At 59.8% G+C, this 25,500-nt stretch carries 19 protein-coding genes and 3 pseudogenes; 7 read left to right on the top strand and 15 right to left on the bottom strand.

Features of this window, described 5'->3' with window-relative positions:
- Nucleotides 1–6 precede the first annotated feature (6 nt).
- From AT6N2_RS24215 to AT6N2_RS17580, 11 genes and pseudogenes are all read right to left on the bottom strand, one after another.
- The gene (locus tag AT6N2_RS24215; RefSeq protein WP_233282526.1) at nt 7–585 is read right to left on the bottom strand and encodes a glutamate ligase domain-containing protein; all 579 of its coding nucleotides are present in this window, start codon (nt 583–585) and stop codon (nt 7–9) included.
- On the bottom strand, nt 582–3,176 hold the full coding sequence (locus tag AT6N2_RS17615; protein WP_233282525.1) for a Mur ligase family protein: 2,595 nt from the start codon (nt 3,174–3,176) through the stop codon (nt 582–584). Before AT6N2_RS17615 ends, AT6N2_RS24215 begins: the two co-directional genes overlap by 4 nt.
- Nucleotides 3,166–4,368, bottom strand: coding sequence for an HlyD family efflux transporter periplasmic adaptor subunit (locus tag AT6N2_RS17610; protein WP_209090459.1), 1,203 nt, complete (start codon nt 4,366–4,368; stop codon nt 3,166–3,168). The genes AT6N2_RS17615 and AT6N2_RS17610 overlap by 11 nt, the downstream gene beginning before the upstream one ends.
- Nucleotides 4,369–6,621 carry a type I secretion system permease/ATPase gene (locus tag AT6N2_RS17605; protein ID WP_209090458.1) on the bottom strand — a complete coding sequence of 751 codons (2,253 nt, stop codon included), beginning with the start codon at nt 6,619–6,621 and terminating at the stop codon, nt 4,369–4,371.
- 57 nt (nt 6,622–6,678) lie between these two features.
- Nucleotides 6,679–8,487 (bottom strand): BapA/Bap/LapF family large adhesin, encoded by a 1,809-nt coding sequence (locus AT6N2_RS17600; RefSeq protein ID WP_337926180.1) that lies wholly within the window; start codon nt 8,485–8,487, stop codon nt 6,679–6,681.
- Between the two features lie 26 nt (nt 8,488–8,513).
- Nucleotides 8,514–10,202: a hypothetical protein gene (locus AT6N2_RS24210; protein WP_233282604.1), complete on the bottom strand. Its 1,689-nt coding sequence runs from the start codon at nt 10,200–10,202 to the stop codon at nt 8,514–8,516.
- Between the two features lie 46 nt (nt 10,203–10,248).
- Nucleotides 10,249–10,536: pseudogene (locus AT6N2_RS24430) on the bottom strand (BapA/Bap/LapF family prefix-like domain-containing protein); the annotation flags it as partial.
- Between the two features lie 589 nt (nt 10,537–11,125).
- Entirely contained in the window at nt 11,126–12,562 is a 1,437-nt protein-coding gene (locus tag AT6N2_RS17590) for a TolC family outer membrane protein (RefSeq protein ID WP_233282524.1), read from the bottom strand.
- Between the two features lie 293 nt (nt 12,563–12,855).
- Nucleotides 12,856–12,990, bottom strand: a pseudogene (locus AT6N2_RS24425) (Fic family protein); the annotation flags it as partial.
- Nucleotides 12,991–14,384: 1,394 nt separating this feature from the next.
- Complete coding sequence (locus AT6N2_RS17585; protein WP_209090457.1) at nt 14,385–15,821, bottom strand: sensor histidine kinase; 1,437 nt, start codon at nt 15,819–15,821, stop codon at nt 14,385–14,387.
- Nucleotides 15,822–16,514: a response regulator gene (locus AT6N2_RS17580; protein ID WP_337926171.1), complete on the bottom strand. Its 693-nt coding sequence runs from the start codon at nt 16,512–16,514 to the stop codon at nt 15,822–15,824. It lies immediately after the preceding gene.
- A gap of 233 nt (nt 16,515–16,747) precedes the next feature.
- On the opposite strand from AT6N2_RS17580, the gene AT6N2_RS17575 reads away from it, so the two are divergent.
- Entirely contained in the window at nt 16,748–18,046 is a 1,299-nt protein-coding gene (locus tag AT6N2_RS17575; RefSeq protein ID WP_209090456.1) for an MFS transporter, read from the top strand.
- Between the two features lie 99 nt (nt 18,047–18,145).
- Here AT6N2_RS17575 and AT6N2_RS17570 read toward each other — a convergent pair.
- Nucleotides 18,146–19,295 (bottom strand): annotated as a pseudogene (locus tag AT6N2_RS17570) (site-specific integrase).
- A gap of 144 nt (nt 19,296–19,439) precedes the next feature.
- Nucleotides 19,440–19,961, bottom strand: a complete 522-nt coding sequence (locus AT6N2_RS17565; RefSeq protein WP_209090454.1) for a DUF6428 family protein — start codon at nt 19,959–19,961, stop codon at nt 19,440–19,442.
- Nucleotides 19,962–20,002: 41 nt separating this feature from the next.
- Here AT6N2_RS17565 and AT6N2_RS17560 point away from each other — a divergent pair, with 41 nt between their 5' ends.
- Genes AT6N2_RS17560 through arsK form a run of 6 tightly spaced genes read left to right on the top strand, consistent with a single transcriptional unit; the run spans nt 20,003 to nt 24,165 of the window.
- Nucleotides 20,003–20,353: an ArsR/SmtB family transcription factor gene (locus AT6N2_RS17560; protein WP_209090452.1), complete on the top strand. Its 351-nt coding sequence runs from the start codon at nt 20,003–20,005 to the stop codon at nt 20,351–20,353.
- Complete coding sequence (gene arsN2, locus AT6N2_RS17555) at nt 20,350–20,790, top strand: arsenic resistance N-acetyltransferase ArsN2 (RefSeq protein ID WP_209090450.1); 441 nt, start codon at nt 20,350–20,352, stop codon at nt 20,788–20,790. Before AT6N2_RS17560 ends, arsN2 begins: the two co-directional genes overlap by 4 nt.
- Before the next feature lie 3 nt (nt 20,791–20,793).
- On the top strand, nt 20,794–21,828 hold the full coding sequence (arsB, locus tag AT6N2_RS17550; RefSeq protein ID WP_209090448.1) for an ACR3 family arsenite efflux transporter: 1,035 nt from the start codon (nt 20,794–20,796) through the stop codon (nt 21,826–21,828).
- Between the two features lie 3 nt (nt 21,829–21,831).
- Nucleotides 21,832–22,254: an arsenate reductase (glutaredoxin) gene (arsC, locus tag AT6N2_RS17545; RefSeq protein ID WP_209090446.1), complete on the top strand. Its 423-nt coding sequence runs from the start codon at nt 21,832–21,834 to the stop codon at nt 22,252–22,254.
- Complete coding sequence (gene arsH, locus AT6N2_RS17540) at nt 22,229–22,954, top strand: arsenical resistance protein ArsH (RefSeq protein WP_209090444.1); 726 nt, start codon at nt 22,229–22,231, stop codon at nt 22,952–22,954. The genes arsC and arsH overlap by 26 nt, the downstream gene beginning before the upstream one ends.
- Entirely contained in the window at nt 22,951–24,165 is a 1,215-nt protein-coding gene (gene arsK / locus AT6N2_RS17535) for an arsenite efflux MFS transporter ArsK (protein ID WP_209090442.1), read from the top strand. Before arsH ends, arsK begins: the two co-directional genes overlap by 4 nt.
- On the opposite strand, the gene AT6N2_RS17530 is transcribed toward arsK, so the two are convergent.
- Nucleotides 24,162–25,316: a site-specific integrase gene (locus tag AT6N2_RS17530; protein WP_209090440.1), complete on the bottom strand. Its 1,155-nt coding sequence runs from the start codon at nt 25,314–25,316 to the stop codon at nt 24,162–24,164. The two genes, arsK and AT6N2_RS17530, sit on opposite strands and share 4 nt — an antisense overlap.
- Nucleotides 25,316–25,492 (bottom strand): DUF7673 family protein, encoded by a 177-nt coding sequence (locus AT6N2_RS24420; protein WP_425292747.1) that lies wholly within the window; start codon nt 25,490–25,492, stop codon nt 25,316–25,318. The genes AT6N2_RS17530 and AT6N2_RS24420 overlap by 1 nt, the downstream gene beginning before the upstream one ends.
- Nucleotides 25,493–25,500 lie beyond the last annotated feature (8 nt).

Here is a 25,500-nt window from a genome sequence, read left to right as displayed (position 1 = left end):
AACGATTCAGGCGGCGCTGCCATCGGCGCTCTTCTTCAGCCACGCTACCAGCTCATGCATTCCGGTGCTGTGCGAGCCCTTGAAAAGGACGACATCGCCGTCCGCCAGCTGGTCGCGGAGGATTTCCTTCAGCGCCTGCCGTGAGTCCGCATGGAAGCCGCGCCTTGCCGGCGAAAGTGCATCCCAGAAATCGGTGTAAAGCTCGCCCGTAACAAAGACCTGATCGATGGAACTTCCCTGAATAATTGTAGCTAGCTCGGTGTGATAGGCCGCGGCACCAGGACCGAGCTCTGCCATTTCGCCCAAAACTGCAATCCGCCGTTTGCCGCCTTCATGACCGTTTAGGCGCTCCAGCGCTGCGCGCATCGAACCCGGATTGGCATTATAGGCGTCGTCGATCACCTTCAGCCGCCGTCCGCCGAGCGACAGATCAATCTCCTCACCACGTCCGGGCAAAGCGGCAAAACTGTCGAGCTGGGCAACCGCGCGCTCCAGAGGATGACCAAGCGCCGATACGGCAGCAAGGATCGCAAGCCCGTTCAGGGCCATGTGCCGTCCGGCCGCGCCGACGCGATATGAAATCACGTGCTCTTTGATCCTGGCACGGGCCTGCCCGCTGGCCACATCGTAATGCAATAATTGAAACAGACATGTATCCGACGTCCCGTAGGTGAGAATATCGAGGCCCCCCCGCGGGCAGCATCATGCACCGTGTCCCATTCCAGCATATCGCGGTTGAGAACCGCCTTGTCGCCCGGCGCCATGCCGAGAAAGATGGCGCTTTTCGTTCTCGCAATGTCAAAAACCGTGCTGGTTTCTCCCAGATGAGCCGGCAGGACATTGGTGAAAATGGCAACCTTCGGGCGCGCCATGCGCGCGCTTACCGCCATCTTGCCAATCGCCAGTTCCAGAACGACATGTGGTATGTCCCACGGAATCGACGCCAGGTTCCAAGCGACTCCGGCCGGCAGGTTTGCATTGTGATGGCTTTTGCCGACGCCACCCCAGGCGGAAAGCACATGCGTGAGCATCGCGACGACAGTCGTCTTGCCGGCGCTGCCGGTTACGGCCAGCACATTGCCCGTCATCCGGCTGCGGGCGTAGTCTCCCATCGCCAGAACGGCCTGCATGCCATTCGCCACCTGAAGTGCCGGAATATCGCGCTCACTCACCAGCCGTGGGTCGGTGGTAACAAGGCAGGCCGGCTTAGGCAGTCCTTCAAGGGCTTGCACCGGCACGCCCGTGTCGCCTTCGCGGGCGCGCAAAACAACCATGCTTTCCGGCTGCATGGCCGGCGCGAAGATACAAAGTCCCTTTGCCGTCCAGCCTTCGGGTGGGTGGCGAAGCCAGGTTCCGCCCGTTGCGGCCTCGACATCGGCCGCCGTCCATTCCCTCTGCTGCGGTAACGCCACGGGCTTCTCCGTCTGGCGACCAAGGCGATTGCGGGGTGCCGCTTGTTGACGGACGAGTTCGCGAAACGCTTTCCGTTCCCTGAGGTAACTACGATAGGCAACGAAACCGGACAGATAATGTTCGACATCATCGATCCGGACGCGAAATGCGTGGTGGCGGATGAAGAAGGAACCCGCGATACGATCGGGCCTACGGCAATACATGGCCATTTCCGGCCAGAAGTGACCATTGAGCAGGTGGTGCGCCCGCCTTTCAAGGGCACGCTCAAAATGCGCAAGATCGATTTCGTCAAGGAGGCGACGAAATTGGGGATCGGCAGCGATACGCGACAGGGTCTGGCGCGCAGCCATCATGAGTTCCAGCAATGTCGGAAAAGTGGTGATGCGATTTTCGACGAAATCGAGATATCCGGCAATGTTGCGGACAGCGAAACGGAAGTAACGTTCTTCCGGCCGGTGCAGGGTCAGTTCGTTGATGCAGTAACCGAGCCAGTGGTCATGGTGTTTCCAATGATCCTTCGCGATGAAATGCTCGAACGCCTTCTCGACGGTCGCGAGCCAAATGGCGTCACCCGTGAGGCCATAAAGGCGCATGAGCCCGAATGCCGCCTCGCCCTCGTAATAGATGGTTCGATACCTTTGTTTGATGACCAGATCAGGGAAATTAAGGACATGTACGAACGCCCCGGTCCTGCTGTCCTGCATGTGCCGGATGCCGCGCGCGAGCCTTTCCGCCAGCGCCCGCCATTCATCCTTGCCACTGACAGTCATGTATTTTACGAGCGCCAGTATCGCGACGGCATTGCCGCCAAGCTTGATTTCATTGTCGGCTTCTACAAGAAACGCGGCCTCCTCGCCATCCGGAAGGGTGGCCGGCTTTACGAGCGTGCCTGCGAGATATTTCAGGGAACGCTCGATTGCGCCTTTCAGCTTCGGGTCGTGCGTAACCTCCCAGGCCTCGATCATGGCATAGGTGGTACTGGCGTGGCGCAGCGCATTATAGGCCTCTATGCGCCGGTCGAAGCAGGGATGATAACCATAAATAAAGGAGCCGTCCTCATTGACCTGCCGGGCAAGATAAGCGGATGAATCCCGCAGAAGCGACAGCACCACGCCGCCATCGAGCCTCTCAATCCTGCGCCTCCCGGCATCGAGACCTTCCCCGTCGAGCGGATGCAACCGACCGGTCTCGTCGCAGAAAACACCCTTGGTGGTAAAAAGGAAAATCGCTTCCTCATCCGAAAACCGCAATGGCGGCATGTCTTCATGACGGGTTGCGGCATAGAGGCTGAAATTCTTCTCGTTGAGCACGGCGTTGTCGATGGTATTGCCGCCGTAAAGCATAGCATTGGCGTTCAGTTCCTGTTCCGTGAAGGCGAAACGAAACGCCGGGTCAAGCGCGATACCGAAGCGGAAATAATTGCGTTTGACCTTTGCGAGCAACGCACGCAGACGCGGCCATGTAGTTGCTTGCGCAACCTCTACCCAGTCCACCCGAATCCAACGTCCCTTGATACCATCCGCTTTCATAGCTGCGAGAAGCAGGGGGACGCCCTTTTGCCATGCCGATTCCAGCGATGGACCGGAAGCATTCACGACACGCGCTCGTCTGTCACCATCCGAAACGGAGAAGAACAGCGTCACGGCCGGAAACGGCATTTCCAAAGGCTGGACTTTTCCGCGCAGGAACGTCCTTATGGCGGAGAGACGTTCCTTCACGTTCTGGGGTTTCGTGGCAAGAACCCGTCCGGTCTCAACGTTCACGTAAAGCCTCCCGGGCCTTGTTGAAGGGCTTGACGAGATATTCCAGCACCGTTTTTTCGCCGGTATGGATATCGACTGTCGCGACCATGCCCGGCACGATCGGGAATTCCCGTCCCGCGGCATTGACCAGCGCATCCTTCTCCGTCTTGATGAAAACACGATAATAAAAGATTTCCCGGTCAACCTCGTCCTGGATCGTATCGGGCGAGATGGTCGTCACCTGACCGTCCAGACTGCCATAGACCGCATAGTCGTAGGCACTGATCTTCACGCTGGCACGCTGGCCGGGATGGATATAGGCGATATCGCGCGGCGAGATACGCGCTTCAATAAGAAGCTCGTCCCCGAGCGGAATGATGTCCATGAGCTTGCCATTGGGCGGCGCAACACCACCGATCGTCGAAACTTCGATATTCTTGACGATGCCACGCACCGGCGAGCGATGGGTGAGGCGGGCGAGACTGTCCGCACGGCCGGTGACCACGGGCGATAGCGAATTGACCTCGGCATTCACCTTGGTGAGCTCTTCGCGGGCGCGCACCACATATTCGGACTTGATCTCGACCTTCTTCAGTTCCAGTTCCACCATCTGCCTGCGCAGGCGGATGACTTCGACGTTGCTTGCCGCTCCGACGGCTCTAAGTTCCTCGTTGAGCTTCAGTTCGCTGCGCACAAGCGCAAGCGACTCTTCCACCCAATGCAGGGATTCCTCCAACGCCCGTCGACGTGCCGTATAAAGCTCGGTTTCGGCGGCTGTGAGTGCAGAATAGGCACTGAGAGCCGCAGGAAAGGTAAGAGGAGTGCCGTTTACTTCCGCTTCGAGGCGGGAAGCCGCTGCCAGCGCCGCGCGATATTTGGCCGCGCTCTCCTCGACATCGGATTCACTTCTGGTCGGATCAAGCTGGGCAAGAATCTGCCCTGGTTCAACCACCTGGTCTTCCCGCACATGCAGCGCGGCGAGAATGCCACCCTCCAGCGACTGGATGACCTGCTCACGGCTGGTGGGAACCACCCGCCCATCGCCGGAGGACACCTCGTCCAGTCTGGCGAAATAGGCCCAGACCAGCAGGGCCGTCAAAAGGGCGACGAAGAGCCGCACCACGCGGGAGGAACGGGTCAGATTTCGCCCGTCGTCATCACCGAAGGCCCATCCGCCCCGGCCGGAGAAATCGCGATCGCCGATGGCCGCCATTCAAACCTCCTCCGTCGAATTGAACGGGAAGCCGGCCACGTTGCCGGCGGCCTTCTTTTCCGGCATCTTCCGGCGAATGCCGTTCGGTGGTGCCATCTTATTTACACCGCGCAGGGTGTTGAGAACCTCCTCCTTGCTTCCGTCAAGCACGACCTGTCCGCTTTCGACCACGATGATGCGCTGAACCAGCTCGAGAACGCGCATACGGTGGGTGGCGACGACAACCGTTCGCTCCGCGCTCCAGGACTGGAAGCGGCCGATGAACTGGCGCTCGGTCGCCTCGTCCATCGCCGCGGTTGGCTCGTCCAGCAACACGATGGCCGGGTCGCGGATTAGCAGTCGCGCGAGCAGCAATGCCTGCTTCTGCCCGCCGGAAAGGCCCCTGCCCCCCTCGAGAATCGGATGATCCAGCCCACGGGGAAGCCTGCGCACGAAGTCGTCGGCACCAGTCATGGCAAGCGCTTCGAGCAGCAACGGTTCCGGTGCATGCAGCCCGCCCAGCATGACGTTTTCCCGGATCGTTCCGTGAAAAAGGCGTGTGTCCTGCGTCAAAAGGCCGACATTGCGGCGGACATCGGCGGGATCGATCTGGGAAAGTGCGAGATCGTCAAGCAGCACTTCGCCGGCCGCCGGCTCCACCATGCCGGCCATCGCCAGGAGCAGGGTGGACTTTCCAGCGCCATTCTTGCCCAGTATCGCAACCTTTTCCCCGGCGGCTACGGTAAGATCGCCGATCGCGAGCGCGGGTTTTCCGGCCCCGCTGCCGTAATGAAAGGCGGCACCCCTGATCCTGTAGGCGCCGCGTAGGGTTGGCGCGCTGACCCGGGTTTCGGTTTCCGGGTGATCGGACGGCATGCGCAGGATAGAGTCGATGCTGTTGAGCCCGACCCGCGCCTGCTGAAATTTGCCGAGGATCTGCGTCAGCTGCGCCATCGGCGCCATCATCCGTGACCCGAGAATGGAGCAGGCGACGAGCGAGCCGGTCGTCATGTCGCCTTCCATCACGATCGGCGCACCGACGAAAACGACGGCGGCGAAAGTTCCGGTCTGGACGGTGTGGCTCCACGCCGCAAGACCGTTGGTGATGGAGCGCAGGCGAAGCTGCCCATCGGCCGATACCGCGTTATAGTGGTTCCAGCGCTGCTGGAAGTGATCTTCGGCCTGCAACGTCTTGATGTCCTCGATGCCTTGCACGGCTTCCACCAGCATGGCGTTCCGCAGGGAAGATTCCCGCATGGCTTCGTTGGCGGCCGCCCGCAGCCTGCGCTGCACCAGCAGGCCCGGCAAGATCAGAAGCGTCAGTGCCGCGACGGGAATAATCACCAGCGGCCCGCCGATCATCCAGAAGATGAAGAGGAACAGGAAGAAGAACGGCAGGTCGGCAATCGCAGCCACCGTGGTGGAAGTCAGGAGTTCGCGCACCTGCTCCAGATCACGCAGCTGGGCGATGAAGGTGCCGGTGGATGTGGGCCGCGCCTGGTTCTTGACCCGCAGGGCATGACCGAACACGAGATCCGAAATGCGCATGTCGGTTCGCTTGCCCACGATGTCGATGATGCGAGCGCGCAGGCGGCGCATGATGAAATCGAACAGGGCAGACAGAAGTACGCCGATGAACAGCACATAAAGCGTATTAAAGGATTTCGCCGGCACGACCCGGTCATAAACCTGCATGGAAAACATGACACCCGCAAGCGCCAGGACATTGGCTACCAATGAGGCCAGCGTGACATGGCCGTAGGAGCCGATGTCACGGAACGCGATGGTGCGAAACCAGTGTTCGCGGTAAGGCGCGATATAGCTGTCCACACGCTCGTCGACGGTCCCGCGCTGCGGCCGTGCCACGATGACAAAATCGGTCTGGGACAGCAGCATGTCCAGCGGTAGCGTTGTGGCGCAGCCACCATCACCGCTGAAAACAACCGAGGCTTCCTTGTTTGCTGCAAGCGCGGTGACGACACCCACCGCCCCGTCTGAAAGCTGCAGAATCACCGGCAGCCGCCAGCTGGTCAGCAGCCGCGGCGCCGGTGTAGCACGCTTGACCCGCAGACCAAGCTTGTCTGCCATGCGGGTGAGGCAATCGTCAGTGTCGGTGGCCCGCAGCGCCTCGACAAGCTGCCGCGCACCGCCGGGAGAAAACGGCACACCATAGTGACGCGCCACATATTGGAATGCTTCGCTCCAGCCCGAGATATCAAGACCGGCAGCATTGGTATCAGGGCAGGATTCCGCCATCATGTCGGAAACAGGCATCGATGCTCCTCGCGACGGCAGGCGGACCATCATGTCCACCTGACGCCCTCAACTCATTCAGACCACATGCGAAGTGCTGGAGTTCCACTCGTCCTCAGTTGCGAGATGCCCGAGCGGATCGACGGGCAGCTCCAGCGGATCGGGCATGCCTGTCATATCCGCACGCTCTTCCACGGCGGTCAGGTCTGCATCCGCATCGTCCGGCTCGGACAGGGAGGAGAGGCCATCAAGAGGGACAGTCAGTTCGCCGCCATCTTCCTCGATAAGCTGCGACAGATCATCATCGCTGACCCGATCGGAAGCCGATGGATCATCCCCTGCCGCAACATCGATGCTATCGAGCCCGGCGATGTCATCCGCAACGAACATCATCGCCTGATCTGGCACACCTGCACCTGAGGGCTCAACGGTAACCACCAGCTCGGATTGCTCCACCGCGCCGGAGGGATGCACCAGTTGATAGGTGAAGGTGTCCGTCTGCGTCTCGGTGAAATGCGCAAGCGTCGTATCCGGTGCATAGCTGTAATTGCCGTCGGCATCGACGGTGAGTGTCCCATACGTGCCCTGTATGCTCATTGCGCCAGTCACCTTGACGAAGCTCGTGCCGTCAAAGATCTGGAACGCTGTGAAGGTAGACCCCAGTTCGTCGTTGGTGAGCAGGTTACCGTCGTCCCCGGCTATACTCCCAACCTCATACTGATCAGTATATGTGACATCGACATTGGTGGTGACGGTAGCTGAGACGTTGACCAACGTTCCGCTCAATGTCGACCGAATGCGATAGGTCCCCGCGGTGAAGTCGATTGTGGCGAGGTCCAACGACGCCACGACGCCGAGACCGCCAAGGACAATGCTAAAGGAATCGCTCGCCACCGTCTGCCAGGTGCCGGGGGTCGTCTCCCGTTCGAGGTAAAGCACGCCGTTGGATAGCGCCGCAAGCAGCACCGACACGCTGACGCTGCCAGAAACTTCCATGCTGTCGGTGATGACGAAACTATTGCTGACATAGTTGCTGGTCTGCCCAAGGCCGCCCGAAAGCAGGTTGGAGCCGCTGGCATTGAAGAATTCGTCATTGGTCACATTGTCCCACACTACGGACGCGTTTGCGGCGTCGCCGGTGGCTGCGAATTCAAATGTCGCGGGCAGGCTTGGATCGGTGTCGCTCCATGTCATGGTGACACTGTCGCTGCCGATCTGGACGTAGAGCGTAGCGGTCCCGGTATTGCCGGCGGCATCGACCACCGTATATTCGAACCGGTCTACCTGACCGATCCCGGTACCGTTCTCGAAGGGCGTATAGGTGTAGGAGCCATCCTGCAGGATCACGAGCTCACCGAAGTCGCCCTGAATAGTGGTTCCGCCCGGATCGATCGTCTGGCCATCCACGCTCTGGACACTTGTCCCGGCTGGCACATTGTCATTGTCGATGACGTTGCCGCTAACCTCGACGGCCTCATATCCTCCAACTTCGGTGAAGTCGTAATCCGTACCTTCCAGAGTTAGTGTACCGCCAACACCCACGCCAAGGAGGCCGGTGAACCCCATGAAGGCTCTATATTCTCCTGAATCCAGCCCCTGAACGGTTCCGCTCGTTCCGCCAAACAGCGACAGGGAGAGGACCGTGGCGGGGCCTGTGCCATTGATACCGGTCCATTGTTGGGTGGAGGCATCCCATTTCTGCACGACCAGGCTGTAGTCACCAAGAACCCCGGCTCCAAGAATTCCGCTGAAATCGAAGCCCAGATCCTGTTTGTGACCCGTCTCGACATCGAATTCGATCGCATCTGCAAATAGCTGCAGATCAAGACCGGCGAGGCTAACGACGGCTAAATAGGTATCACTGCCGAGCGGCACATCTTCCGTCACCGTCGGCAAAACGTTCACCTGAGCCGTTACGACATCATCGGTTGGCTCGAGATCTGCGTCCGCATCCGCATCTGCATCGGCGTCTGCGTCCGCATCGGCATCGGCATCTGCATCTGCATCTGCATCTGCATCAGCATCGGCATCGGCATCTGCATCGGCATCTGCATCTGCATCTGCATCTGCATCTGCATCAGCATCGGCATCTGCATCTGCATCGGCGTCCGCATCTGCGTCTGCGTCTGCGTCTGCATCTGCGTCCGCATCGGCGTCTGCGTCAGCATCGGCATCTGCGTCGGCATCAGCATCGGCATCGGCATCGGCGTCTGCGTCTGCGTCAGCATCGGCATCTGCGTCGGCATCAGCATCGGCATCGGCGTCCGCATCGGCGTCTGCGTCGGCATCCGCATCCGCGTCCGCATCCGCGTCGGCATCCGCGTCGGCATCAGCATCGGCGTCCGCATCGGCATCGGCGTCTGCGTCCGCATCAGCATCAGCATCAGCATCTGCGTCGGCATCCGCGTCCGCATCTGCGTCTGCGTCAGCATCGGCATCTGCGTCTGCGTCGGCGTCGGCATCAGCATCGGCATCTGCGTCCGCATCGGCATCGGCATCTGCGTCGGCATCCGCATCCGCGTCCGCATCCGCGTCGGCATCCGCGTCGGCATCAGCATCGGCGTCCGCATCGGCATCTGCGTCGGCATCTGCGTCGGCATCAGCATCGGCGTCTGCGTCAGCATCGGCATCTGCGTCGGCATCCGCATCGGCATCGGCGTCTGCGTCCGCATCGGCATCGGCATCGGCGTCTGCGTCCGCATCAGCATCGGCATCGGCGTCGGCATCCGCGTCCGCATCCGCATCCGCATCTGCATCTGCATCGGCGTCCGCATCTGCGTCGGCATCGGCATCGGCGTCTGCGTCCGCATCAGCATCAGCATCAGCATCAGCATCAGCATCTGCGTCGGCATCCGCATCTGCATCTGAATCGGCATCTGCATCGGCATCTGCGTCCGCGTCGGCATCGGCGTCCGCATCGGCGTCTGCGTCGGCATCAGCATCGGCGTCCGCATCAGCATCCGCATCGGCATCAGCATCCGCATCCGCATCGGCGTCGGCATCAGCATCCGCATCGGCATCCGCATCCGCATCAGCATCAGCATCCGCATCTGCGTCGGCATCTGCATCTGCGTCTGCATCGGCGTCGGCATCTGCGTCGGCATCCGCATCCGCGTCCGCATCTGCGTCTGCGTCTGCGTCTGCGTCGGCATCTGCATCTGCGTCGGCATCTGCATCTGCGTCGGCATCCGCGTCCGCATCTGCATCGGCGTCGGCATCTGCATCTGCGTCCGCGTCGGCATCGGCGTCTGCGTCCGCATCCGCATCTGCATCTGCATCTGCATCTGCATCTGCGTCCGCGTCGGCATCTGCGTCGGCATCAGCATCGGCGTCCGCGTCCGCATCCGCATCTGCATCTGCATCCGCATCGGCATCTGCATCTGCGTCCGCGTCGGCATCGGCGTCCGCATCAGCATCAGCATCAGCATCAGCATCAGCATCAGCATCCGCATCTGCGTCCGCGTCGGCATCCGCATCCGCATCAGCGTCTGCATCGGCGTCTGCATCGCCATCATCATCAGAAGACCCGCCACCTCCGACTGCGATAGCGCCGCCGGCAGCCAGCAGGCCCAGCGCAGCAAGGCCGAGAATGGAGCCGTCATTCGTTGACGCTCCAACAATTTGGTCTACGCCTTCAATCTGCGAAAAGCGGAAATCCGCCAAACCGTCACTGTGTTCGCCGAGCCAGAGATTGCCGTCCTCGTCTTCCAGCACCAGCTGGCTGTGGTCGCCATTGACCTCGCGATAGAAATTTCCGATCCGGATTGTCTCACCGGATCGCATGCGAAGCAGGAGATCGTCGCCATCGCGTACAAAGTCGGAGACCTCGTTGCGGCTGGCGCGAATCTGCACAATGCTGGGCTTGTCTATGTTCAAGTTGTCTAGCGGCACGGTCCGAGAACTTCCGGCGGCCTTATCGGTTATTATCGCGACCATGAAACTGTCCTCCTGCAACGCGGCAACATCGGCGACAGAAATCCACTGTCGCCTGGAACACCAAGCAACATTCAAGAAAATGAAGTTTTGCGAACGGCTAACCGCTGCGACGTAAAGAGCCTGTATCAAACGGCTCTCATCTCTTGTCTCAGGGGAACTTCCCTCTCAGGGCCCTCTCCCATCCTCATAATTGCATAAAAACGAAACAGCGCAAGGAAAAAACAACCGGGGAGAGCATTAGAAGATTCTGTTTTATCGATCCCTCCCAAATGACAGGGCTAAAATCCCCTCAAAATCCACGGGGGAACTGAAGGGCGTAGCCGTGGCTAGCCGTCGTCAAAATGCCAGGCTGCAGACCCTGTTTGCTCCCGGAAAACAAGCCGGTATTTTTGCGCTGCACAAGGACGTTTCGGCTTCGACCGGTGCCGTTTGGTCCCGCCCGAGGAAGGCTGAAAAAGAGGGAATATGTGGCAAGAAGGCAAGACGATCCAGAGCCCTCTTCAATCGGAAAAGGAACTTCCTCATCCGTAAAAAATGACAAAGATCAAATAGATGGGTCACTGCCGGCGAGAGTCGCAATAAGTTGCGCCTAGAGCGATATGCCTTGAACAGTCTGGCCCTCGAGCGCGAAGGCTTCGCGCATCCGCCCGGCATTGAACGTGCAGTCGATGCTCAACCTGTGCAGGTCATATTGGATGTTGCTGATATCGAACCTCGCGGCGTGAAGCTCCTGGTCGGCGTTGAGCAGATCGAGCAGGCTGCGTGTACCCAGTTCAACATATTGTGTACGGTAGAGATCGCGGGTTTGTCTCATCGTCGATTGACGCATCGAAAGCGAGCGGCGCAGGCTTTCCTTGCTGGAAATCTGACTGCTGGCTTCCGTGAGGTTTCGCAGGATATCTACCCGCGCACGCGCTTCCGCAGCCTGTGATGCGCCGAGCGCCTGCACGGCCATGTTCCGCCGCGCGCTTGTGGCGCCACCATTGTAAAGGCTGCCCGTAACCCGCAATCCGACGCTATAGTCGGGGTCGAAAGAACTCATCTCAGTAACATCGACGCCAATTCCCGCATCGAGAGAAAGAGTCGGCAGACCCTCGGCCTTGGCGAGATCGATCTGCGCGGCCGCGGCTTCGCGATCCGCCGCTGCCTGCATGACCACAGGCACACGCGACCAGTCCATTTCCCTGGCGCCGCAGGCTTTTGACAGCCAGGCCGGTATCGTATCCGATACCTCGATCCGACCCGCAATGCCGCTCAAATTCGCAAGCACCGATTCCCATCGGGACAATTGCCCTTCGATTTCCAGCAATGTGGCCTCTGCCGCCTGAACACGCGCCTCAGCTTGCAGCAGGTCGGAACGCGTGCTTGCGCCCTTGTCCGTCCGTGATTTCACCAGTTCGAGAATGGCCTTTGTATCCTTAATCTGGTCTCGCGCGACACCCCTCAGGGAACGGTTGCGCTGAATTTCAATGACCGAATAAGCCGCCTCACGGGCAAGGTCATCCACAGCCATCAGAACTTGCGATTTCCGCCCCGCAATCCCGGCCGTGGCAATCTTGACCCGGTTGTCGACCTTGCCGAAATCATAGAGCATCTGGGAGACATTGAAGTTCAGATCCGGACTGTAGCGATCCGATCGATCGGTACTATAGGAGGAATCCAGCCCCCAGCTGAGATTTGGAAGATAACCTGCGCGGGCTTCATTGACGGATTCAGTCTGCTGGCGCAACCGGCCAATCGTTTCCGTCACGGCAGGGTGCCAGTCAACTGCCTTTCTGACCGCGGTCTCAAGGGAAAGAGGTCTCTTGTGCTCGGCGCTTTCGGGCGTCTGGGATGTGGCCGGGCCTGCTGTGGAGCCGGTCACACCTGGCAAATCTCCGCTATGCATCCCACTAGGAGTGCCGCTGGACGCCGCCGTGCTTACGGCACCTGCCTGTTTTCGAGCGTTTGAGCCGTTCGCACAGCCTGTCGCCAGGGCGCTGGCGGCAATAGTGCAAAGGAGAGCTGGAAGCCAACGAGACCGCATTCAACGTTCCACCTTCAAACGAGAAGAATGAGCAAGTTGCCAATACGCGGAACAAAAAGTTGGCCTATATTGCGCCGATACGAAGTCGGCTTAAAAGGCAGAACTAGACCAACATAGTTAACGATGGATTAATTTTGTTTAACGAATATTAATCAACGTGAAATAGAAAATTGGGGATGTGGCAGCAGCGAAGTCGTTTTCCAGGTTGTGAAATCAAGTTCCCGACGTTGATGTTCCGTGATAATGCTCGGCGTGCTTTCTACCGATGCCAGATGCTGCAGAACCACAGCACCCGAGCGGCGGAACTTACCTGGATCCTTGGTGCCTCCCTGCCCACTGTGCAGGAGCCTGGCGTGCATCTCACGGATCGGACGCAACGACATGGGCAACATTTCTAGCCGCTCTAAACCATTCATCATGGCGTCAAGCTGAGCCGCTCTAGCAATGAAAGCACATCAATCGCCGGCTCGGCGGCAATGGTGGCGGACGAACGCACTGTTTCACTGGCAGCAACCGTTTCGACGAAACGACCCGGGTGGTTTCTGGATTGGGAATCAGACGACACTCAATATCAGCCTCACCCGTTAATCAAGCAAGGCGCATTTCGGTTAGTTGAGCGACAGGTGTAGCTAAGCCCGCTCAGTTAACACGCCGACATTGGACTCCTGAGCTTTGGTCTAGGCGGTGTAGGTGGCGGGTACGATATTATGCGCCGTTAGACATTAGAAGTGAAACGCCGGATACATCCTATGTTAAAGCTCGCCCACTATTCCCGCTCGCCCTCGGCATTGGTGTCGAGAGAAACGGAATGAGCATTATCAAACACGACACCTTTCATCACGTTATTTCAGCGAAAAATGTCAGAATTCTTCGACCATCGCATCGCTCCAATCGACTCCAGACGGGTGCTGGAGAATATACCGCTTTCTGGCCAGTTCGATCATCTGCCGGGAATCTCCTCCGCTTCTGGATGGCCATATCGACCGGACGATGATCACTCAGGCCTGTGGGATCGAGACGGAGTTGGCGGCAGAACTGAAAAAGCAGTTCCGGCAAGGCTTGGATTCGCTGGCTCGGCGCACCACCAGTGGCCGAAGAACGCTGGCCGCCAAAGCCGACAGTTCGCTCGGGCGAAGTGCCGCCGCCAAGATTGCAGCTTCCGCAAGCTCAGCCCGATAGCCACAACACGCGGAGATCGGCTGCACCTTTTCCCGCTTTGTGCAAACACCACGGGGCACAGCACCAACACCGATAAGCCCTTTCCCGGAAGCATTATTTGAAGCGCGAGAAGATCCGGTGTGCTTCAGGACGCATTTATAGTGCTGCAATTTTTATTGCCTCGTCGCCTCGCAGCCCGATTGCGGAGCGGGGCCGGGCGCCAATCCGTGAAGAGCGGCAGCCAAGTTTTTGTCCATTGTCTTGATCGCACTGATTGATATCAGAACCCGTCGCTGTTCCGGGGCTCCGCTGCCAGCTCGCGCATCCCCTCCCCTGGGTCGTCTGCTAGCTCGCCCTTTTTTCTGTCTACCGTCGCCACAACACAGGCGTCGAAAGCTGTTGGTCAATGGTTCGAGCGCCTGTCCATGACGAAAAGAGCCGCGCGATATGTCTGTGCGCCCAAGAAACCTTGTCAGCTGACAAGGTTTTGTTCTTATCCCCTCCCCGCCCCTGGAACTTGATCTCAAGCCTGCGCACGGAACTCGCATTTGCATTGGCATGAAGCCGCGGCAACTCAGGCTAAAGGGCGCCTGCAAAAACCTTGTCAGCTGACAAGGTTCCGGATCGCGGCCATTTCAAAGAAGAACTCGACCATCCTGAGATTCTAGGTTGTTCTCTCAGCGCTTCCCGCCGCTGGCAACTGGAAGAGCCGCAGACCGAGCCGCGCGCTGAGACCGCTTCCCGACAAGGTGTCGCTCAGACTGATCGAGCCGCCATGAAGATCGGCGATACGTCGGGCGATCGCAAGACCAAGCCCAGAGCCCGGCTTCGCGCCACTGCGCGGTATCTGATAGAAGCGCTGAAAGACGCGACCGCGTTCTTGCTCTGGAATGCCTGGCCCTTCATCCTCTACCGCGATTGTTCCTGCTGTTGCGTCCTGCATCACGCGCACCGTCACGGCGCTCCCTTCTGCACTGTGTGCAAGCGCGTTATCGACAAGATTGGAAACGATTTCCTGCAGAAGAAGCCGATTGCCGGCAACATAGATGGGGCTGTCCGGCGCATCGAGCACGATATCTATCTTGCGGTGCAAAGCCTTCGGCACGTATCCGGCCAAGACATCGGCCGCGAGGTGGCCAAGATCAATGCGCTGATTGAGGTCGACCCCTCCGCTCCTTGTGTCTACGCGTGCCAGCACGATCAGTTGCTCGAGCACGCGTTGCAAGCGCGTCACGCCGTCTTGCGCTTCGCGAAGTGTTGCCAGAAGAGGAGCCTGCCCTGCCGCCTGCCGCTCCAAAAGCTCAAGATGCAGCTTGATACCACCTAGCGGCGACCGCAATTGATGTGAAGCATCCGCGGTGAAATCGCGTACGCCAGCGATAGTTTCATCCAGCCGCTCCATCAATGTATTGATCGCCGAGACAAGGTCGACAGCCTCTTCCGGCACCCTTGCGGTATCGATCCGCGCAAAGGGGATTGCGCCGGGCGGCGCTCGTCCCAAAAGCTCCTGACTGATCTCGGTAAGAGGGAGAAGCCCTCGCAAAATGGCCAAATAGGAAAGAATGGCGGCAGCGGTCAGGAGGACGGCTTCGAACAGCACGAGTACGACGAGCATCCGCGCTTCCATATTAAGCCGGCTGTTGAGCGTTTCTGCTATCCTGAAAGTGAGCGGCTCAGCGAAGCCTTCTATGGCGCGACTGGTCATGGCGATCCGCACCTGGTTGTCATTCAGTTCAGCCGCTACATGCGTGGTGCTGTCTGATGGCGCTGCGGGCGTACTCAGCGCACAGAGTTTTGGATCGCCTCGCTGGAAGCCAACGCCATCAGATATACAAAAGGTGAAGGTATCGTTTGCGTCGTCACGTAGAATCTCGATGGCGCCTTGTGCCACCGTGTCGCCGAGGTGCGCCGGACCATGCGCCGACGCGCGATCGATGATTGAGATCAGCGCCGCATCAAGCAGTCTGTCCTGCGTGAGGCTCACGACGCTATGAATGAGGAATGCGCCGCCAACGCCGAAGACGACTGCCAGCACAGCGACGGGCAAGACCATATTTCGGAGAAGGCGCCGGCGGATGGACGGCGTGCCGCTGCCGCTCATTCACCCGACCTCAAGGATATAGCCAACACCACGAATGGTGCGAATATTGGGGCCGTCTGGCTGGAGTTTCTTACGCAGACGCCCAAGATGCAGTTCCACGGCGTTGGGCGTAAGCGCGTCATCGAAATTCGAAATCGCCGAGGCGAGTCGCTCTTTTTGAACAACCTGGCCTGCTCGAGCCAGAAGAAGAACGAGGACAGAATACTCCCTTGGCCGCAAAAAGAGGGTGCGCCCGGAAAGTGTGGCTATACCAGCGTTGAGATCGATAGAAAGCGCGCCGCTGGTCAGTATCGGGCTCGCCTGTTTCTGCCCGCGCCGAACGAGAGAGCGCACACGGGCCTCAAATTCTTCCAGCGCGAAAGGTTTGGTCAGATAATCGTCGGCCCCCACATCGAGCCCGGCTACCCGGTCGGGAATAGCATCACGCGCAGTCAGGATCATTACGGGAGTTGTCGAACCTGCCTGACGCAGCGCTCTGAGGACCGCGAGCCCATTCATTTCTGGCAAACCGAGGTCGAGCACGATAAGCGCGTAGTCTTCCTCGAGAGCTGCAGAGAGTCCGTCGCGCCCATTGTCGATATGATCAACCGCGTACCCGCCGCTCACGAGCGCCGTCACTATCCCGCGAGCCAACGACGGGTCATCCTCCACAATGAGGACCCGCATGCCTTCCTCCCTGGTCTTATGTTTCATCTGCTAGTTCAAGCACGGTGGATGAGTTTGTGACAAGCAATTTCGAGCTGCTTAAGGGCGTGACAGGATGGTGACAGGATATTCGATGTAAGCGATTGGAAATGAGTTTGGCAAAGGCGCCTGTCGGGGCCTGCCGTCGACACGCGGCGGCACACTCGACTGCCGCACGACCGTTTGCATTGAGACTGGAGGACCCGAAGCTGGGTACGTCTCGTGCCTTTGGAGGAAAAACAATGATAGCAGCTAGACGCTCATCCCGCGTTGGCACCGTACTGCGCGTAACAAGCGGCAATTTCCTTGAGATGTTCGACTTTTTTCTCGTCGGGATCTACGCCAGCAATATTTCGAAAACCTTCTTCCCGTCAAACAATGAAGCCGCATCGCTGATGCTGACCTTCATGACCTTTGGGGCAGGGTTTCTGATGCGACCGCTCGGAGCAATCTTCCTTGGCGCCTACGTCGATAAGATCGGCCGCCGGCAGGGCCTGATCGTCACCCTCAGCATCATGGCGCTCGGTACAGTTCTCATTGCATTTGTGCCCGGCGTCCAGACGATTGGCATCTTTGCGCCGCTACTTGTCCTGATCGGTCGTCTGCTGCAGGGCTTTTCGGCAGGTGTCGAACTCGGCGGTGTCTCGGTCTATCTGGCCGAGATGTCGACGCCAGGAAAAAAAGGCTTTTATGTATCGTGGCAGTCGGCAAGCCAGCAGGTCGCGATCATGGTTGCCGCTGTCCTGGGCTATGCGTTGAATTCGCTGATGCCACCGAGCATGATGACCGAATGGGGCTGGCGTATACCCTTCTTCATTGGCTGCGGCATCGTGCCCTTCCTCTTTTATGTCCGGCGTTCGTTGGAGGAAACCCAGGAGTTCGCCGCCCGTCAACATCGCCCAACAATGACGCAGATCTATCAGACGCTCGCCAGCAACTGGGGCATCGTCCTGCTCGGCATGTTGATGGTCGTCATGACGACAGTCTCGTTTTACGCTATCACCGTCTATACGCCCACCTTCGGCAAGAGCGTTCTGAAGCTTTCGGAAACCGACAGCCTTCTCGTGACATTCTGCGTTGCCTTGTCGAATTTCTTCTGGCTACCGGTCATGGGCACTGTTTCCGACCGTATTGGCCGCAAGCCTGTCCTCGTTGTTTTCTCGGCGCTCGCTCTCGTGACAGCTTACCCGGTGATCGCGTGGCTCGTCTCCGCACCGAGCTTCGAGCGCATGCTTATAGCTGAACTCTGGCTGAGTTTCCTTTATGCCAGCTATAACGGAGCCATGGTTGTCGCCCTAACGGAAATTGTGCCGCCGATCGTGCGGACAGCAGGGTTCTCGCTCGCCTATTCGTTGGCGACGGCGATATTCGGAGGCTTTACGCCAGCGATCGCCACTTGGCTCATCGAAGAGACCGGTGATAAGGCTGCACCCGGCTATTGGCTTGCTCTTGCTGGCGGTTGCGGTCTCGTAGCGACGCTGTTGGTATATCGCAAGGTGACGGACGGCGCACGATCAGGCGCCATACCCGCCAAAGCATGATAAAGGAGCGGAACGGAGCTAAGCCTCGTTCCGCTTTCTTATCTGGCTTTAATTTCAGGATAAAACGCATCGGACAGCATGACTATCGAGATAAGCTCCTCACACAAATAGTCGTGCCGCACGCCCGCTTCGCCGTGTCGCGTTGTTGTAGTAGCTGGACGCCTGTTGCACTGATCGATGGCGGGATTGCTCCATCGCTTCGGGGAGAGGGATGCCGCGATTGGCCGCCTCGGTCAGATACCCTGACCGCAACCCGTGCGCCGAAAACTCCCTTGGCTCCAACCCGGCCATTTTGGCTCGCTGCTTGAGAATGGCATTGACCGACTGCGGGTCGAGCGCCCGCTTCGAAACGGTATTCCACCTGCCAATCCCCCGAAACACGCTGCCTTTCTCAATGCTTGCGACTGCCATCCAGGCATTGAGCGCCTCCACCGGCTGGCCCGTCAGGTAGACGATCTCATCTTGTTCGCCGGTGGTTGTTTTCGTCCGGCCGAGATGGATGGCGAGAGAGGGGAGGGGAGGGGAGGGCTGTCGGGCAATTCGATCGAAGCCTCGACAGTCAGTTGCTCGACGCGCAATGAGGCAATCTCGTTGCTTCGGCGACCACCCGAGGCAAAGGCGACCATCAGTATCGCCCGATCGCGAACGTCGCGCAGGCTGTCACTTGCGCACGTGGCTAGCAGCATTTGCAGGATGTCCCCTGTGCCGCTTTTGCGCTTTTTCGACGGCGCTTTCGGGGAACAGCGCGAACTGCCAACCGGATCGCCTGTTTGAGGGCAGGGGAGGCGAAAGCGCCATTAAGACCGCGCCATTTGGTGAGTGTCGACCAACTAGCCAGCCTGCGGCGCACCGTATCAGGCGCGTGCGGACCGATGGATTTCAGAAAACCCTGGCGCCTGAGATTCTCGTCAACATCGGCGGGCATGCCGTGGTTGGGGTCGCCTGCGCGCTTTTCCGGATCCCACAGATGATGAGCGACGAATTTGAGCAATAGTGATCCAGGTGCTGGCCATGGCAGGGACTGTCCGGTGGCGGCCAGGCCCCAGGCCTCGAGATAAGTGAGATCGGATGTCAGTGCGCGCAGCGTATTGTCGCCCATGCCCTGGTTGACGAGGTGACGCAGCGTCTCGACGTCTTCATCGGTCAACAGTTCGGCGAGTTCGTCGCGGCGTTCCAGCGGCAACACCGATGCGATGGTGTCGAGTTCCTCGGCGCGGCGCTCGACGGCGGTCAGCGATGTTTTTGGCACGGGCGCTCCAAAAGGCGATCTTCAGGAACGGGATTTGCTACGATTTTCGATTGTCGGTGGTCCTAATCGAGCGGATTCTATCTCGCTGATTCTAAATAACAAGACATTCGCCCAATTCGCCGGACTCACCCAAATTGGGCGGACTCAGGAGCAGCACGAGCCGGTCTGTTGTGTTGGGCCACAGCACGCCGAGGCCTTCTGATTTTCTTCGGCGAGCCACCGATCGCGCGGCTTACAGCTCGCTGGCCGCGGTACCAGGTCGACATGTACCGCGCCGCTGTGCAGGGCAGGGGTCGCCGCACAGTAAAGCTGCATCGGCCTGACGCCGTCACTGACTTCGAAAGTCAGCTTGGCCGATCCATCGAGCCGCAGATGCTTCGATACCTTGCGGATGATTCCGGCGAACTTTCCGGCTGGCATATGGGAGCGGTCGTCTTCGTGGATGTCCCACAGTTGTACGAAGATTTCGGACCATTCTTCGTGCTCGGCGCCGCAGTCGAGTGCAGCAAACTGGCCGGCCTTGACTTCGGTTACATGGTAGCCCGGTTTCACCGGGTGGCCGTCATAGGAAAAGATCAGGGGGAGATTTCGTACGCCATCAATGGTGTCGAGCAGGCGGCCCAGGCTGATGTCGGTTTCAAGAAGGGGCTTGTCGAGCGCGTTCATTTCGGCTACTCCTGTTTCAATATTTCAAGGATTGTAGAAATATGGAAGAACGTCAAGCCCTCATGTCATTCGCGGCCCTGTCGCAGGAAACCCGCCTGCACATTGTGCGCATGCTGGTGGTCGCAGGGCCCAACGGCATGGCTGCCGGCGCCATCGCCGAGAAGGCGGAAGTCTCGCCGTCGAACGTCTCCTTTCATCTCAAGGAGCTGGAGCGCGCCGGGCTCATCAACCAGCAACGCGAATCCCGCTCGATCATTTACACCGCCAACTATGACGGTCTCGGCGCCCTGATCCGTTTCCTCATGGAAGATTGCTGCGCGGGTCATCCAGAGATCTGCGCGCCGGCGACCGAGGTCGCCGCGTGCTGTGCGCCAGCGGGAGTCGGGGCATGAGCGACGTTTCCCTTAAGCCGGTCCCTGGCGTGGACGCAGCCCTGCAGTCGGCCCTCAAGGCCGCCCATCTCCCCACGGATGACCTCGCGGAAGCGAGAAGAGCGTTTTACCAGGCGGAGCATCACGGCCAGCTGGTAGGGTTCGGAGGATTGGAGCTGTATGGTGACTGCGCGCTGCTGAGATCCCTTGTCGTGGTGGCTGACCAGCGCGGCCGGGGGTTCGGTCAGACGATCACAAGAAAGCTCCTCGACCAGGCGCACCGCGACGGCGCAAGTGCGGTCTATCTGCTGACCGATACGGCCGCTCCGTTTTTTCAGAACCTCGGATTTACCCCGATCGATCGTGCGGCTGCGCCGCCCACCATTCTGCACACGCGCCAAGCCGCCAGCCTATGCCCCGCCTCGGCCGCTCTTATGGTCGCGCACCTTCCGGAATAAGCCATGTCTACATTTGAACGCTGTCTGACTGTGTGGGTGTTCGCCTGCATCATCGCCGGGGTTGCCCTTGGCCACCTCATGCCCGGCGTCTTCCAGGCCATCGGTGCGGCCGAAGTCGCCAGGGTCAACCTGCCGGTGGCAGTGCTGATCTGGCTGATGATCATCCCGATGCTGCTGAAGATCGACTTTGCCGCCCTCGGCCAGGTCAGCCGCCACTGGCGGGGCATCGGCGTCACCCTGTTCATCAACTGGGCGATCAAGCCGTTTTCCATGGCGCTGCTGGGGTGGCTATTCGTTGGCTACCTGTTCCGACCGTACCTGCCGGCCGGCCAGATCGACAGCTACATCGCCGGCCTGATCCTACTTGCGGCAGCACCCTGCACCGCCATGGTGTTCGTGTGGTCGAACCTCACCAAAGGCGAGCCGCATTTCACGCTGAGCCAAGTCGCGCTGAACGACGTCATCATGGTTATGGCCTTTGCGCCAATCGTCGGCCTGCTGCTCGGCCTTTCCGCCATCACCGTGCCTTGGGACACCCTGATCCTGTCGGTGGTGCTCTACATCGTCTTGCCGGTGATCGCGGCCCAGTTGCTGCGCCGGGCAACCGATGTCACCCGCCTCGGCGCTCGGCTACAGCCGCTCTCGTTGCTCTCTTTGCTCGCCACCCTGGTGCTGCTGTTTGGCTTCCAGGGCGAACAGATCCCGGCGCAGCCGGGCGTCATCGCCCTGCTTGCCGTGCCGATCCTGATCCAGGTCTATTTCAACTCCGGCCTGGCCTATCTGCTCAACCGCGTGAGCGGGGAGGAGCACTGTGTCGCCGGCCCGTCGGCCCTGATCGGCGCCTCCAACTTCTTCGAACTGGCGGTAGCCGCCGCCATCAGCCTGTTCGGCTTCAACTCGGGCGCGGCGCTGGCCACCGTGGTTGGTGTGCTGATCGAGGTGCCGGTGATGCTGTCGGTGGTCTGGATCGTCAACCGCAGCAAGGGCTGGTACGAGCGCGGCGGCGCCGTGCGCAATCTCTCCACCAAAAGGATCTGAGTCATGAACGTCACAATTTATCACAACCCCGCTTGCGGCACCTCGCGCAACACGCTGGAGATGATTCGCAATGCCGGCATTGAGCCCACGGTGATCGAATACCTGACAAATCCGCCCAGCCGCGACCAGCTGGTGCAGATGATTACGGATGCGGGGCTCACCGTGCGCCAGGCCATCCGCGAGAAGGGCGCGCCCTATGCTGAACTCGGCCTCGGCAATCCAGATCTGGCCGATGACCAGCTCCTCGACGCCATGCTCAAGGATCCGATCCTGATCAACCGGCCGTTCGTCGTGACACCAATGGGCACGCGCCTGTCGCGGCCGTCCGAAGTCGTCCTCGAGATCCTGCCCGACACCCATAAGGGCGCCTTCACAAAAGAGGACGGCGAACAGGTCCTCAATGCGGAGGGCAAGCGCATTGGCTGATTTGCCTGCCGCATCCCTGGCGCACCTGCGCCAGCCGGACCTAGACGCGCTGCGTCCGCCGTCCTCGGCTCACAAGCCGAGGATCCTGATCCTGTACGGCTCTTTGCGTCCGGTATCCTACAGCCGCCTGCTGGCGCACGAATCCGCGCGCCTGCTCGAACATTTTGGCTGCGAAGTTCGGATCTTCCATCCGGCTGGCCTGCCGCTTCCCGACGCGGAACCGGTCAGTCATCCGAAGGTGCAGGAGCTGCGTGATCTGTCGGCCTGGTCGGAAGGCCAGGTCTGGATCAGTCCGGAACGCCACGGCTCCATGACCGGCATCATGAAGGCACAGATCGACTGGATCCCGCTTTCGGTCGGTTCCGTGCGGCCGACGCAGGGCAAGACACTCGCCGTTATGCAGGTCTCCGGCGGCTCGCAGTCGTTCAATGCCGTCAACCAGCTTCGTGTGCTCGGCCGCTGGATGCGGCTGATTACCATCCCGAACCAGTCGTCGGTCGCCAAGGCTTTCCAGGAATTCGACACTGACGGCCGCATGAAGCCGTCGTCCTATTATGATCGCGTCGTCGATGTCTGTGAGGAGTTGGTCAAGTTCACGTTCCTGACCCGGGACGCCTCTACCTACCTCACCGATCGCTACAGCGAGCGAAAGGAAGACGCCGAAAAGCTGGAGCGGCGCGTGAGCCTGAAATCCATATGAGCGAGCGCGTCCCGGTCGCCGCGATTGTCGCGTTGGGCGTCACCCAGAACATCGGCTACGGCACTCTCTATTACAGCTTCAGCATCCTGGCGCCCGACATGGCCGCGCATTTTGCCTGGTCGACCGAATGGATCTTCGGCGCGCTTTCGGCCGCGCTGCTGATCGGCGGCCTGACCGCGCCCTGGCTTGGCGGCCTTTTCGACCGCATCGGGGCCGGGCGAGTGATGACGATCGGCTCGGCTGCGGCAGCCGCCGCTCTCGTTGCCTGCGCCTACGCACCCAGTAAGACCTCCTATGCGGCCGCCCTGATTGCGATCCAGGTGGCGGCCAACCTGGTTCAGTACGGCGCCGCATTCGCGCTCCTGGTTCAGATCAGGCCGCACGTGGCGTCGCGCAGCATTACCTATCTGACGTTGCTCGCAGGCTTCGCTTCGACGATGTTCTGGCCGATCACGACGGCTCTGCATGCGCAGACCTCCTGGCAGAATGTTTATCTGCTCTATGCCGGCCTGAACCTGTTTATATGCCTGCCGATCCACGCCTGGCTTTCGCACGACGTTACCGCGCGTCGGTCGGCGGCCAAATCGACGCCGCAACGGGTCGAAGGGATACTGCCGCCCGAGCAACGCCGCCTCGGCTTCGCGTTGATGGTCACGGCGTTTTCGCTGCTGTCGCTCTCCAGTTCGGCCGTGCTGGTGCATATGGTGCCGCTGCTGTCTGGTCTTGGTCTCGGCACCTCCGCGGCATTGATCGGTACCCTGTTTGGTCCGTCGCAGGTTGCGAGCCGTCTGATCAACATGGTGTTCGGGAAGAACCTGCCGGCGCTGCTATTGGCGATCGTTGCGGCCATCCTGATCCCCGGCGGTGTGCTGATCCTGCAATTTACGGAGCCCTCCATCTTGGGCTCGATGGTCTTCGCCGTTGTCTTTGGGATGGGCAACGGTCTGCTGAGTATCGTTGCCGGCACGCTGCCACTCTACCTATTCGGCAGTGACGGCTATGGTAAGCTGCAGGGAAAAACGATGGCCTCCAAATTAGTTCTCTCGGCCTTGGCGCCTTTTGTCATGGCATTCGCGATGGCGCATATCGGGATTTCTCTATCCCTTACAGCTGCGGCAATGCTTGGTGCCGTCGCCATTGTCACGTTCGGGCTCATTGCTACGATCCAGCGCGCGTACCGCCCTTCGCCTATTTGGGGATGGCCACCCTAAAGGAGCCGTGCTGCCCGGCCGGTCCTCCTCGCAGCATTGTTGTAATAGCTGGAGGCTTGTTGAACGGATCGGTGCCTCGATTGCTCCATCGCCTCAGGCAGCGGAATGCCACGATTGGCGGCCTCGGTCAGGTACCCTGACCGCAGCCCATGCGCCGAAAACTCCCCGGGGTCCAACCCCGCCATTTCCGCACGCTGTTTAAGGATCGCGTTGATCGACTGCGGATCGAGCGCCCGGCTCGAGACCGTTCCCCACCTTCCGATTCCCCGAAACACGCTTCCCTTGTCGATCCTGGCGGCGGTCAGCCAGGCATTCAATGCCTCGACAGGCCGGCCTGTGAGATAGACGACGTCGTCGTCCTCTCCGGTCGTCGTTTTGGTCCGCCCAAGATGAATTGCCAAAGAGGGAAGGGGAGGGCTGTCTGGCACCTCGATCGGTGTTTCCTCGGTCAGTTGCTCCAGGCGGAGGCCGGCGATCTCGCTGCGCCGGCGACCACCTGACGCAAAGGCGACCATCAAAATCGCCCGGTCCCTGATGTCACGCAAGCTGTCACTTGCACACGTGGCGACCAGCATTTGCAGGATGTTCCCCGTGACCGCTTTTGCGCTTTTTCGACGACGCTTTCGTGGAACGGCGCGGACCGCGAGCCGGATCGACTGTTTGAGGGCAGGGGAGGAGAAGGCTCCGGACAAGCCGCGCCATTTTGTCATGGTCGACCAGCTCGCAAGCCGGCGCCGCACCGTATCGGGGGCGTGCGGGCCGATGGATTTCAGGAAGCCTTGGCCTCTGAGGTTCTCGTCAACGTCAGCAGGCATGCCGTGTTGGGGGTCGCTGGCGCGCCTTTCGGGATCCCACAGGTGGTGAGCGACGAATCTGAGCAGTAGCGCCTCTGACGCCGGCCAGGGCAGGGACTGCCCGGTGGACGCAAGACCCCAGGCTTCGAAATAGGCGAGATCGGAGGTCAGCGCCCGCAGCGTGTTGTCGCCCATGCCCTGGTTGACGAGATGTTTTAGCGTTTCGACATCCTGGTCAGTGAGAAGTTCGGCAAGTTCGTCCCTGCGCTCGATTGGCAGGACCGATGCGATCGTGTCGAGCTCGACAGCGCGCCGCTCGATGTTAGACAGGGAAGCTGGCCTGCGCGGCTTCGACATTAATCGATCTCGACGTCCGGCCGCCAGCGGCGAATGATTTGAATGATCTCCGGTTTGTAAGCCTCGGGGTAAACGAGATCCTCTTCGCGGGCGAGAAAAGTGAAAACTGTCACCATGTCTTCGCAGACGTCGCGATCGACATCGGCCAGGTCTGTAAGATCAAAACCGCCATGCACGTCTGCAT

This window comes from Agrobacterium tumefaciens, from assembly GCF_017726655.1.
GTDB classification, from domain to species: Bacteria; Pseudomonadota; Alphaproteobacteria; order Rhizobiales; family Rhizobiaceae; genus Agrobacterium; species Agrobacterium tumefaciens_B.
Note: the sequence above shows the minus strand (reverse complement) of the source record. Positions and strands in the feature narration are given on the sequence as shown.